We start from the raw sequence: 12870 nt of genomic DNA, 5'->3' as shown, positions 1-12870 counted from the left end.
AGTTTCTTCTGATACTCTCTTGTACGGAATTGGCATAGGGCTTACCCCCAGTCGGGTTAGCCTTTCACCCAAATCGGTTGGTCTGCAAAAAGGGTACTGTCACTGACGGTATCCCTGCACGCAACACAGCCGCCGTTGTACCTGCACCGCCATGATGAAATATTGCACTCACTTGAGGTAAAAGCCAATCATGGAGAAATTCCTTGATGACAAACACTCGTAGTGAATCTTACCTGTAGCTGGTGGCGATAGCTCAAACGCCCAAGTCCAGCAATTTGTCGAGATATCCCCCTATTCACAATCAATACTGCGTCATGAACAACCAGACATCCTCATTCATCCAGACATCCGAACCTACCACTCCCACCCAGGACAATTCGACATTATCTGTGGGGGGTTGCCTTGCCAAGGTACAAGTAACGCCGGAAATCGACAGGGACTACTCGACCACAGATCAGGACTTTGGACAGAACAATTCCGAATTATCAACCAGTGTAGACCAGCCATCGCCCTCATCGAAAACCCCACGGGTTTACTCCATCGCGGACTTGCCCAGATTATCCAAGACCTTGACCAAATCGGGTACGTGGGCGAATGGAACTGTATCTCTGCACAAGCAGTTGGACTTTCCCATCATAGAAAACGAATCTTCATTATTGCCTACCCCAATGGCTTATTCCACCAAATCGTCCCGGCCGCCTGGTCAAACCAAATTGGAAATCAAATTGCGCTCCTGCGGCAGTCTCATGAAGTCCGAAGCTTTAAACCCGGAGTTCGTCAGGTGGCTAATGGGGTTCCCGTTGGAGTAGCTAAGGGAATCAAGGGCAATTACGATGCTCGTCGTGCTTATGGATTGAGTTGCTCCCCACGGCAAGCTGCTGTTGCATGGAAGCGAATTGATTATTTGTGCAGTCTAATGATAAATCAGGAGGCGTTCGCATGATTAACCTTGTTCAGAATTTAGAAGAGTGCTGGTATCTTTCACCACCTTGGGGCAAGGAAATCCCGCCTCTGTCCGTTAACTTACTAGAAAGAGCCTATGTCACCACCACCAAATCATTCGGCTACTGCTGCGGGGTCGAATGGTTGCAGGATGATTGGAGCTATGCTGTTGCAGTTGATAATCAGGTGGTTTATACATCAGCGTTACAACTTCGTGGCACAGGAAAACTGCAATTAGGCATAGACAAGCCCGTATTTACATTAGGCCAAAAAGTAGTATTTCGCTGTAATCAAGATGTCAGTAAACTTCGTATTGTCCAAGGCATTCATTTGATAGACGACTTTTGGACTTACACCGTGGAGTGGGTATCTCCAGCATTGACCGAATGCGATGGCAAGCTGATTACATCAGGCGATCGCAGGGCTTGAGTTACAGATACCGACCTAGTAAGGGTGTAGTATGACTATCTATACGTCGCACTACGCTGGGACTATTAAGGGGGAGGCTGTTTCCATCTCGCTCTATCCACCAAAAGGCTTTCAAGGCAGGCATCTACCGTTGTTCGCTCCTACTCCTGAACTGCTCAAATGGTGGAAATCATCAGTAAAAGATGCTTCGGCGCAGCAGGAGTACAAGCGCCAGTTCCGCGAGATTTTGGACTCCCGACAACAGCTGATTGATCTGTGGGTACGCAAACAGCAACAATCGAGCGCAGATATTACCCTGTGCTGTTTTGAGAAAACTGGCGATTTCTGCCATCGGTATCAAGTGGGTGAAGAAATAGTACAAGCTTATTTGCCAGAACAGTGGGGTGGGGAAATTGGTACTTCTCAAAAGCCACAGTTGAAAATCATCCCAGGCGGTAAGGCAATCTATTCACCACAGGTCACGAGTCTCATCGAGAAATGCCACCAGTCGGGTTGTCCAGTGAGATGCGAACGTTTGGAGTGCGGATACTATCGCGTGGCTGTGGGCGAGGAAGATTTAGGCGAATGGTCGGAGTTGGGATTGCTTGGGGTGCTGTCGGGACTGCGACATGAGTTTTACTGCGAGCGGCTGCTGATAACGCTTGCTACTGCTGCCATAAGTGAAGTTTCAGTTACACAAGCGGTTGCACGAAAGCCGTAATCCTCTGAACTGATTATGAAGCTGGGTAAGCTGGACGAGAACGAGAAAGTGGAACAATTAAGCTTGATATAGAAAAAGTGCAAGCTTTTGTAGCCACAACTTTCAAGAAAAAAACTTTGTTTAAAACATAAATGAACAACGCTATGGCAAAATAATTTAAAAAGTAGCAACTATTTAGATGTTTTACTTAATCCAGATTTTTACTAAGCTTGCTGTTAATGGTCGTATTCATCCTGTTTCTACGGGCGTTGAACCTTCGTAAATTGGTAAAGGTATTAATTAGTTAGATAGGTTCTTTGAATCACTCTAGCAGAGCTTGAGGCACATTCACTGCTGTCTCCAAGCCTTGAACGCTTGCCCATGTTGTATTCTCATCCCAAACAATATTGGTTAAATTAGTGCTATCGAAGCCAGCACCGTAAAAGTTAACATCACAAAGGTTAGCGTGTGAGAAGTTAGCACAATGGAGATTAGCAAATGCGAGAACAGATCGTGAAAGGTTAGCATGTGAGAGGTTAGCATGTGAGAGATTAGCGTTTGAGAGGTCAGCGCCAGAGAGATTAGCCTGTGAGAAGTCAGCTCTTCTGAGGTCAGCGCCGCATAGGAATCTAGCGTATTCCCCAGTGCCAGAGAGGTCAGCGCCAGAGAGATTAGCGCCAGAGAGGTTAGCGCCAGAGAGATTAGCGCCAGAGAGATTAGCGCCAGAGAGATTAGCGCCAGAGAGATTAGCGCCAGAGAGATTAGCGCCAGAGAGATTAGCGCCAGAGAGATTAGCGCGTGAGAGGAAATAACCAACAGTTTCTAAAAAAGTACTTACGGTGACACTGTAGCTATATCCAATAATCCGAAGTAATCGCTGGTTATCAAAATTATCGCTGTCTCTTTTCCCGCAAGGATAAAAGACAATATTATCCTTTAGTTCATCTTGAGTCTGAGCATAACGATGTAACTCTAAGAGAAGAATCATTACATTTAGCCCAGTAAATATATCAACTTGTCGCTGGCCTAAATTTATACCTGCCTGTTTTTCTAGATTTCGTGCTTTTCCTTGAGGCAATGTTGTTTCTTCATGTAAATCTATAAATTCTCCTTGACACCAATCTAGATAAAACTTGTTTAATCGCTGCAAAATTTCTTGAGGTTTAAACTCACCGCTAGTCCTTAATAAGGCCATCAAATACTCTATAATTTCTGGTGTTAATCCACCATATCCAAGTAAGTCATAAATTTCCTCACACAGTTCTTTCTCATTAACATTAAAGGTTTTTCCTCCTCTACCTAGTTGAGTCCAATCCTCAATGCTTTGTTTGAGGCGTTCTGCACAGAGAAATTCACTAAAACTTTTATGAAAAAACTCAACACCACCGCTATCATCTGATTTGATGTAAAAAGCACCTAATGCAGTTTTTAGTGCTTCTTTTCCTAGTTGTTCTTCAGCTTTAGTAATAAGTTCTTTTGCTTCATCATCTTGCTCTAGACGGGATTTTACCATTTCCATAGAAGCACTTTCTCCCCCTGACTGCACTACACATACTGCTGCTTCTGCTAATATTCGCCGTAATGCTTCCGGGTTTTGTCCGGTAAGTTCTTTATTTAAATCGGGGTGACGACGATCAGACCGTTGTATGGTTAGTACCCAATTTAATGCTTGTTCGTAGACTAATATTTTAGCCTCTGTACTAGTGGCTTGCTCAAATTTGCTAATGTCTAACTTGTCGTCTCGGTGCATTGCTGTCAACATATACAGCAATAGTGGCTCTTTAGCTAACTCCTTAACTTGGTTTGGACATGATTGAGCATTTTGCAAAAACTGTTGAAATTCTGTTGTTTTATCCGTAGGGAATTGTCTACGCCAGTTATCAAACCATTCGTTTTGCAATTCAGGAGTCATTTCCGCAATTTCTACCCGTTCCAGATTGGGGGGTAAATACTCAATCCCATGTAAAGCCATTGCTCGACCTGTGATTATTACGCGATGTTTTTCAGCATAATCTTCTTGGAAATCTCCCACTTGTCTAATAAACTTTTTTACACTTGAATCATTACTACGCTCGATCCGTAATTCATCAAATCCATCTAAAATAAACAAGAACTGTATGTCATCATCAATCAACCATTCATCTTTTAAAGCAAAATGATACTTTTCTAACCTAGAGCGTAGGGTTTCTTTCAAACTTTGCTGAAAATTTACTATATCCCGTAACCGGATTAAAATAGGTATCCATCTTCTATATAAGTCTCGACGCACTAAATCAGCAAACATCCGACAGAAAATGCTTTTACCTCTTCCAGGCCCTCCTTGAATAAATATTACTTTTCCTTGTGCATTAGGGTCTTTATCTAAAATAATACTCTTAACCCAATTTTCTAAACTAAACGTCTGAAATTCTTCATCGATTTTTCCATTATCATCTACTTTTCTGGCATGAACTTTGACATAGATATCACTATATGTAAAAGCCTCATTAAATACTCTTTCCTTGGGTTTTGGATCAATTTGTTCTTTTAGATATTTTTTAATACTCCAATATTTTTTAATTTCTTTACTTCCCCCATTTTCGTATAACTTAGCTAGAGATTGAACAGAATCACCAGCTAATGCTAATGCTTTCAAAAAGTATTTTTGAGTGTCACGAGCCACTAATTTAGTAAACTCTTCAGCCTCTCCTTGAGATAGCCCTACTAGTTCTAATTTAGCTACTAATACTTTGTTGAAACGTTCAGCCAAGCTAGACTGAGAAAAGGATGCTATCACACTGTTAGTAATTTCATCCGTTAATTCAAAATCATCTAATTTTTTTAGGGCTTTGTCTAATACTTGATTACTATTTGCATCACTACTCCACCTACCTAATACATCTTTGTTATTAGCTAAAACCTGTGCAAAACTTTCTAAATATGCTGCTTGGCTAATAATAACAACACAATCTTCCAGTGTCGGTTCAGATTTATTCTTTTCACGATAAAACTTTATAAGTGCGATCGCAAAAGGTACAAAAGGCAAGCCTGCACTTATGACTTGCGCCTCTGCCGAACACAATATATCTAACAGCGGCTTTGATTCTTTTACTAAACCCATTAAAAAGCCTAAGCTCTTGCCTTGTTCTTGCAGAGTTTTGGCTAATTCCATAAATGATTTGCTAAGCTCTGCCGTTTTCTCTACATTCTCTGTTGAGATAAATTCTTTAGCAGGGGCGATTACCTTTCTCGATAATTCTGATAAGGAGTTAAGCATAAGTTTAAACTTGTACAATTATAAATGATTCATGATCCCTAAAGTTTGCTCTAGCCAGCTTTTGCTCGCAGAAATCTAAAGGCATAATTTAGCTGCTAAATATAAAGGTTTATGCTTGCTACACTTAGAGTATCTGTTTTTATGGACTGTAGCGCAATCTCACGGTTACGGCGGGTAAACAACGCACTACACGAGAATTTCAATTGCTGCCAATGGGTGGAGGCTCTCTTGAAGTCTCTGTATAATGAAAAACTGCCCTGGGCTATGGAGTCCAGAGCAGTGCTTGAAAAAGGAAAATTAAATACCGGGACTTTTAAGCGTTGTCCCTTGGTTTACATATAGTGGCTTTGTTATGTAATACTCTTCAGCTAGAGTTTTGTGTTTTATGCAAAAGTAACCAAAAATCTTGAAACTCCCATCACATAAGAGTTAAAGGCCAGCATCAACGCCGCCCCCAATGTAACCCAAGAAAATGCCTGACAACCATTGGTTTACATTTACCACTCTGCGGCATACCATCATCACCCCGAATAACTCCGCGCTGGGACAATTATGTGCGCGATCGCTCAAAGAGAGTAAAGTGCGCTCAAGGCTGTCGTGAAGTACCGCAGATTACTGCAATGGCGGCGATCGCATATACGCACTCATCACCGTTCATCCCGCAACCACTCCAATCCAGTTTCAAACGCCGTATCAGCACTGTAGTATATTTTTTGTTCTCCGAAGATTCCACCTGTCCGGCTGATGATGCGGAACTGCCAGCACTGCCCTGGTGTGTAAAAGACCATCAGGACACTGCCCTTGATACAAATAACCTCATCAACCTTGATTTGTGACATTTGGCGGGATATCCGCATGGATAACTTTTGCGAGTAGATAAAATTTGTTTTGTAGTAATATTTAGCACTTTGATACATCAATTACCAAAGGAATAAAAGCCTGGAACACGTTGCATACAAATTGAATTAAGTTTTGATAGTTGGTATCCCTGTAGTATCATTCTTAATTGGATGACGCAAGGAGATGTTAATGTGTTGACTACATTTTAGTGATTGATTTTACTAAAATGTAGTTTTGCCTTGTATCTAATAGCAATAATACAAACATGCTTTGCAGCATCGTGTTAAAAGAAGCAAATAGGGATTGAGCCGCTGAAGAGTGAAAAGCCAGAGCAAGCATTTTCTCTATCACTAGAATGATGAATATCTTTGAAATCACAAACATCATGTGACTTGAAAAGATATAAAACATCAAATAGGAGACTGTTGTGGCTGAACAATTCAAAATAGGCGATAAGGTTGAATGGAAAGCTCTACAAGGCGTGAAAACTGGCGAAGTAGTACAAAAGCTCACTTCACCGACGAACTTGAGAGGAAACCATATCGCTGCAAGTGTGGATAACCCAGAGTATGTAGTCAAAAGTGATCAGACAGGAAACGAAGCTGCTCACAAGCCGGATACCCTCAAGAAAGTAGAAGAGTAATGCTTAGGTATAAGTCACAAGTTTATTTGTAAATACTATCTAATGGTGGGCAATTGTCAGATACTCCTTAAAAGCGGTTGTTGATAAAAAATTGGGGAATTGACTTTGTTAAAACAGTGAATCAAGCATTAAAATTTCTAACACTTCAGTTTTGAAGTGTACTAGTGGCGATACTATTACAAACTAAGCAGTTTTATTGATAAAGACTGCACAGGAAAATAGCAAAGGTGAAAACAATGGATGAGCGTCATCGTTACTTACAAATCGCTCTCATTCTTGTCGGAATTGCCTTTTTACTTATTTATCCGCTGACTAAAATCTGGGCATCAGGCTGGTTATGGCAACCAGGTCAGTACGAATATGAACAAATGATCATTGGTGTTTATGCGACGCTTGGTGTCTTTTTGCTGTTGGCTTCTCGACAACCAGAAGCGAACCTCAGTTTAATCTGGTTCACTGTTTGGTCTAGTTTAGTGCATGGACTAATTATGGCGGTACACGCAGTAGGCGTAGATCTGGCGAAGCTGTCATCAAGTGCAAACTAAACGGTTTAGTTTAGAAAAGCTATAAAATTTCATCTTAAGGATTAAGGTTACAAGTAATAAATAACACTAATATTTTTATGACTAGCTTTAAGATTCAGAATCCTTAGATCCCTTATATGGAAAGCCACAGTAAGGACAAAAGCGAAATTTTAATGATGTAATTGGTTCATTACACTGAGCGCAACTATTACGTAAACCAGTTCCGCACAAAAAACAAAACTGCGATCGCGGCAATAACCATATCTCTTCAACGCCTGTGCCTGGAGTCCAACAGTGAGGGCAAAATTTCAGAACATCTGACGCGACTATTGGTACACCGCGGACAACAGCATCAAGGTACTCAGGTGGAATCTGCAATGCAATGGCTAACCCACGCTGGCTTTTACTATTGAGCTTGGTAGTCATGCCTCGTTCAATCTTACCCAAGCTTTGAAGATGAATGCCTGCCTTAAGTGCCAAATCATTTTGACTTAGTGAAAGTAGATTGCGTATTCTTTTGACGTACTCTGCCAACGTTTCTTGAGGTTGGGGGGTATTGTCCATAGTTTTAATATGTACTAAAGTATGTAATTAGTTATTTTATATAAGTGCGTATTTTAGATTAAATATATCACTTTTATTCAGGAACGGGGGTCAAACTTGACAGTTACTTTAGCACAAGTTGCTACAGCTTTTCTTTGTCGGCAAGGATTAGCGACTAGTACACTTAAATCTTATGAGCTAACACTACTATCTTTGCTGAAAGAGCATGGCTCCTTACCTATAGAATTAGTAGACCGCCAACTCTTGAAAGATTATCTTCAGAGTTTAGATAATTTAAGATACACGACTCATAATCGCCACCAAGCGATAATTAGCGCTCTGTTGAATTTTGCTGTCGAAGAAGGATACATTCAATCAAATCCTGTAAGCCGTCTTAGTCAGAGGAAACCTCAAAAAGAACGATTTGAGCATAAGACAGATGAAATCATACGTTATTTCACGCCTTCCGGGTTGGATATTTTGTATGCAGGTGTGAAAAAATCAAATGCAAGGCTAGAAGCGATAGTCTACTTACTGCATCGAACTGGAGCCAGGGTCGGAGAATTACTTGGACTGGAGTTGGCACAGATTTTTCAGGAGCAACGCAAGTTTCAGGTAGTAGGGAAAGGTAACAAGCAACGCTGGTGTTTTTATAGTGAAGATGCAGAAAATGCTTTAAATAACTATATAAGACATTATCGTCATAAGAGTAGTACAGCATTATTCACAGCACAGCACCCAACAACTAAAGTTGTAACCCCAGTCTCGTACAGAACAGTAAATGCAGACTGGCGAGAAGTAATTGACCAATATGAAGAATTGAAAGAAACTCGATTGCATGACTTGCGCCATACGTTCGCCACTGAGCGGGTTGGGTTGATGGCTATTGAAGAATTAAGAGCGCTAATGGGACATGAAAATATTCAAACTACTTTACGCTACCAAAAAGTCACGTCTGCGAGAGCGGAAATAGTAGCTAAAACAGCTTTAGGCAGTTTAGTAAAGTATATATAAGATATTTGTCTAGGTTTAATGTAATTACTTACTTTAGTGGTCTTATTTGATTTAATACAGAGTATTAATACTACTCTGCACCAAGGGAGTGAGAGTTAATGAAACGAAATTGGCAACCAGAAGAACTGGTGGAGTACTGGACACTGCTACCAAACGAAGTAGACCTATTAACCCATAAAAATCCTCAAAATCGCTTGGTTTTTGCTCTATTATTGAAGTTTTTTCAGCTAGAAGCTAAATTTCCGGAATCAGACCAAGAAATTTCTGCTGTAGTGATTAATTACGTCACCCAACAACTCAATATTTCTCCAAATATTTATCGAGATTGTAATTGGCAAGGACGTTCGATAATTTACTACCGCAAGAAGATTAGAGAATTTTTTGGATTTCGAGAAGCTAGTATTAGAGACGCTCAAGAATTAACAGACTGGCTAACAGAACAAGCACTGATTTACGAATTAAAATATGAGCAACTTGAAAGTGCAGCTATATCTCGTTTAAGAGAACTAAAAATTGAGCCGCCAACAGAAAGTCGCCTAGAACGTATCACTCGTTCTGCTCTCTATAGTTTTGAGGAGAAATTTTTTCAAAGAACTGTTGCTCAGTTGTCTAGCCAAACTAAAGAGCAAATAGATAATTTATTCAAACCTCAAAAGATTGAAAATCAATCTGATGAAGTAGTATCTCAGGTAGATGTTGATTCATCAGAGTTATCAGTCTGGAACGAATTAAAATTAGACCCAGGCAGGATTGGTGTAGAAAGTTTTCAAAAAGAAATAGAAAAATTATCAATTTTGCGTCAGTTAGATTTACCTGCTAATTTATTCCCCACCATATCAACTAAAATTTTACAACAATATAAACAGCGTGTAGTTGTTGAATATCCAAAAGACCTACGCCGCCATCCTGAAGCAATTCGTTACACCTTAGTTGCTATTTTCGCTCTTTTAAGAAGTCAAGAAATCATAGATAATTTAGTAGAGCTTATTATCCAAATCGTACATCGTATAGGAACAAAAGCAGAAAAACGTGTAGACCAAGAGTTGCTGAAAGACTTTAAAAAGGTTAATGGCAAGACTAATTTACTCTTTCAAATGGCAGAAGCTTCTTTACAGCAGCCAGATGGAGTTATCAAAGAAGTTATTTTTCCAGTGGTTAGTGAAACAACTCTCAAAAATTTAGTTAAAGAATACAAATCAACAGGTAATGCTTACCGCGAACGAGTTTATACTGTCATGCGATCTTCTTATGGCAGACATTACCGGAGAATTTTACCGTTAATTTTAGAACAGCTTGAATTTCGCTCAAATAATGATGTTCATCGTCCAGTAATTCAAGCACTAGAATTACTTAAAAAATATGCTCATAGCAACCAACGATACTATGACATAACAGAAGCTATTCCTATTGAAGGAGTGCTGCGTAGTGGCTGGCAAGAACTAATCTTGGAAAGAAATAGTGATGGTGATATCAAAGTAAATCGGATCAATTATGAATTAAGTGTACTTCAAGCATTAAGAGACAAATTAAGATGTAAAGAGATTTGGGTAGTTGGAGCCTATCGTTATCGTAATCCCGAAGAAGATTTACCAACAGATTTTGATTCCCAACGAACTGAGTATTTTCAAGCTTTAAAACTTCCATCTGATGTTGAAGAGTTTATTACTGATTTACAGCAGCAAATGCAGTCAGCGCTGATGCAGTTAGAATCAGGATTACCAAAAAACAAGTATGTCAAAATTAAAAACCAAGGAAAATCTCGGATTTGTGTGTCACCTCTTAAACCTCAAACTGAACCGATAAATTTATGGCGCTTAAAAACCGAAATCAATCGCCGTTGGCCGAAGACTAGTCTCTTGGATGTCCTTAAAGAAACAGATTTACGTGTAAATTTTACTGAATATTTTAAATCAGTCTTAACTAGAGAAGTATTAGACTTACAGCTATTACAAAAGCGCCTGTTACTGTGTTTGTATGGTTTGGGGACAAATACAGGACTGAAGCGTTTAAGTGATGAAATAGGAGGCAATAGTTATCAGGAGTTGCTACACGTTAAACGTTGTTATATTCACAAACAACAATTACGCAACGCTATTACCAATATCGCTAATGCTATTTTTCAAGCAAGATTAAAACATATTTGGGGAGAAGGTACGGCTGCTTGTGCTTCTGATTCTAAAAAGTTTGGTGCTTGGGATCAGAATTTAATGACGGAGTGGCACATTCGCTATGGTGGCCGCGGTGTGATGATTTACTGGCACGTTGAAAAAAATTCTGTCTGTATCTACTCCCAGCTAAAAACCTGTTCAAGTAGTGAAGTCGCAGCAATGATTGAAGGTTTACTACGCCATTGTACCGAGATGAAGGTTGAGAAGAATTTTGTGGATAGTCATGGACAAAGTGAGGTAGCTTTTGCTTTCTGCCACTTGTTAGGTTTTCAGTTGATGCCACGTCTCAAACGCATTAATGTTCAAAAATTATATTTACCAATCAATGGAATTAGCAGTGATTATCCTAATTTGCAACCTGTTCTTACTCGGGCAATCAACTGGGATTTAATTCGTCAGCAGTATGACCAAATGATTAAGTATGCCACTGCACTTAGGCTTGGAATGGCAGAAACAGATGCTATTTTAAAGCGTTTTACTAGGGGGAATTTATTACACCCTACTTATCAAGCCATCTGTGAGTTGGGGAAAGCTGTCAAGACCATTTTTCTGTGTCAATATCTGCATTCTATGGAACTGCGTCGAGAAATTAATGATGGGCTGAATGTCGTTGAAAATTGGAATAGTGCTAACAGTTTTATTTTTTATGGCAAGGGTGGAGAAGTTGCTACTAATCGTTTAGAAGATCAGGAGTTGTCTATTTTATCTTTACATCTGCTACAAATTTCTTTGGTGTATATTAATACATTGATGATTCAGCAGGTGTTGTCACAACCGCAATGGATGAAGTTAATGACTAAACTTGACTTGCGGGCCCTCTCACCTTTGATTTGGCTACATATCAATCCTTATGGTACTTTCAACTTGGATATGAACGAACGTTTGCCCATTGAGACAGTTGTATAAACACTTCTGTGCAACCATGCTCCTTGCGTTATGTCCTTTCTACTAAGGATGTCTATCACCTATCAAGGAGTGTGATTGCCTCCCGGAGCAAAGCGATCGCTGCAATAAGTAGTCAGACAGAATTAATTACATAATGTCATTGCGAATGTAGCGAAGCGAAATGAAGCAATCGCAAAGGCTGGGATTGCTTTGCTTCTCTTCGAGATCAGGGCGAACGCTCGCAATGACGGTAAATACTTTTGTCCATCTACTTAGATGATTTATTGAGAATTAGAATCTGAGATACAAAATGCGTAGCCAAGAGAGAAACGTCTATGATTATGCTCCGTTGTTAAACTAAACAGTTTAGTTTGCACTTCATCACAGCTTCGCCAGCTCTACCCCCAGTAATTGATCCTGCTGAACGTGGACACCTGTTTGGTGATGTTCCAGCATTGTTATTAGTGGCAATTGTCCTTGCCTTCCTTACCCCGCGCAAAGTGGTGTCTAGTGTAATTGATGGCGGAACCGCCCCAAAGCTTAATTTAGAGTGAAAAGTACACTGGTTCTACTGAGCAGTTAATAATGTTGATCAATCTCACTGTCTGTAATCCAGGGTGGTTATCTATTTACAAGCTGTAACATCATCTGGAGACGCGATTTTCTACCTGGAGCAATCAGACATTTGCTCCCGGTAGAAGCTCTTTTAATTGCAGATTCCACTTTTTCCTAATTATGTGTAGTAAGACTATATATTGATGGAACGAATAGCTAAGTTGAAGCTTACACCAAACATAGATTTTAATCAATGTACATCAACTAATAATGATGAAATTAATTGCTGACTTGAAGATTGCTTGGATAGGATTTTAACTGGTTGTTATTTAGGCAACAAACCAAAATTTCTGCCAATCAACTTGTCTAGCCAGTGGTTGGGAAGTAGTAAA

Annotated in this window: 12 protein-coding genes; 9 read left to right on the top strand and 3 right to left on the bottom strand. The window is 39.9% G+C overall.

Features of this window, described 5'->3' with window-relative positions; genetic code table 11:
• Positions 1-64: 64 nt before the first annotated feature.
• The gene (locus FNW02_RS35725) at positions 65-217 is read right to left on the bottom strand and encodes a glycosyltransferase (RefSeq protein WP_191762219.1); all 153 of its coding nucleotides are present in this window, start codon (positions 215-217) and stop codon (positions 65-67) included.
• Positions 218-226: 9 nt separating this feature from the next.
• Between FNW02_RS35725 and FNW02_RS35720 the strand changes: the two genes are divergently transcribed.
• Genes FNW02_RS35720 through FNW02_RS35710 form a run of 3 tightly spaced genes read left to right on the top strand, consistent with a single transcriptional unit; the run spans position 227 to position 2071 of the window.
• The gene (locus FNW02_RS35720; protein WP_191762221.1) at positions 227-943 is read left to right on the top strand and encodes a DNA cytosine methyltransferase; all 717 of its coding nucleotides are present in this window, start codon (positions 227-229) and stop codon (positions 941-943) included.
• Positions 940-1371 (top strand): DUF1392 family protein, encoded by a 432-nt coding sequence (locus FNW02_RS35715; protein WP_191762218.1) that lies wholly within the window; start codon positions 940-942, stop codon positions 1369-1371. The genes FNW02_RS35720 and FNW02_RS35715 overlap by 4 nt, the downstream gene beginning before the upstream one ends.
• Positions 1372-1402: 31 nt before the next feature.
• The gene (locus FNW02_RS35710) at positions 1403-2071 is read left to right on the top strand and encodes a DUF488 family protein, N3 subclade (RefSeq protein ID WP_225226195.1); all 669 of its coding nucleotides are present in this window, start codon (positions 1403-1405) and stop codon (positions 2069-2071) included.
• A 301-nt stretch (positions 2072-2372) separates the two neighbouring features.
• On the opposite strand, the gene FNW02_RS35705 is transcribed toward FNW02_RS35710, so the two are convergent.
• A complete protein-coding gene (locus tag FNW02_RS35705) occupies positions 2373-5306 on the bottom strand; it encodes a pentapeptide repeat-containing protein (protein WP_191762217.1) in 2934 nt (977 codons plus the stop codon).
• A 554-nt stretch (positions 5307-5860) separates the two neighbouring features.
• Here FNW02_RS35705 and FNW02_RS40045 point away from each other — a divergent pair.
• From FNW02_RS40045 to FNW02_RS35690, 3 genes are all read left to right on the top strand, one after another.
• On the top strand, positions 5861-6142 hold the full coding sequence (locus tag FNW02_RS40045) for a hypothetical protein (protein WP_348535504.1): 282 nt from the start codon (positions 5861-5863) through the stop codon (positions 6140-6142).
• A 431-nt stretch (positions 6143-6573) separates the two neighbouring features.
• Positions 6574-6789, top strand: coding sequence for an HVA1 family protein (locus FNW02_RS35695; RefSeq protein WP_191762216.1), 216 nt, complete (start codon positions 6574-6576; stop codon positions 6787-6789).
• 236 nt (positions 6790-7025) lie between these two features.
• Positions 7026-7334, top strand: a complete 309-nt coding sequence (locus FNW02_RS35690; RefSeq protein ID WP_225226193.1) for a DUF6632 domain-containing protein — start codon at positions 7026-7028, stop codon at positions 7332-7334.
• An 87-nt stretch (positions 7335-7421) separates the two neighbouring features.
• Here the strand turns inward: FNW02_RS35690 and FNW02_RS35685 are convergent, their stop codons facing one another.
• The gene (locus FNW02_RS35685; RefSeq protein WP_191762215.1) at positions 7422-7877 is read right to left on the bottom strand and encodes a double zinc ribbon domain-containing protein; all 456 of its coding nucleotides are present in this window, start codon (positions 7875-7877) and stop codon (positions 7422-7424) included.
• A gap of 96 nt (positions 7878-7973) precedes the next feature.
• Between FNW02_RS35685 and FNW02_RS35680 the strand changes: the two genes are divergently transcribed.
• The 3 genes from FNW02_RS35680 (at position 7974) to FNW02_RS35670 (ending at position 12477) form a co-directional block, all read left to right on the top strand.
• The gene (locus FNW02_RS35680) at positions 7974-8870 is read left to right on the top strand and encodes a tyrosine-type recombinase/integrase (RefSeq protein ID WP_191762214.1); all 897 of its coding nucleotides are present in this window, start codon (positions 7974-7976) and stop codon (positions 8868-8870) included.
• Positions 8871-8968: 98 nt separating this feature from the next.
• Entirely contained in the window at positions 8969-11944 is a 2976-nt protein-coding gene (locus FNW02_RS35675; RefSeq protein WP_191762213.1) for a Tn3 family transposase, read from the top strand.
• 350 nt (positions 11945-12294) lie between these two features.
• Positions 12295-12477, top strand: coding sequence for a hypothetical protein (locus FNW02_RS35670; protein WP_191762222.1), 183 nt, complete (start codon positions 12295-12297; stop codon positions 12475-12477).
• Positions 12478-12870: the final 393 nt, after the last annotated feature.

It is taken from the genome of Komarekiella delphini-convector SJRDD-AB1, assembly GCF_014831675.1.
Lineage (GTDB): Bacteria > Cyanobacteriota > Cyanobacteriia > Cyanobacteriales > Nostocaceae > Komarekiella.
This window is presented reverse-complemented; position numbering and strand designations above follow the sequence as displayed.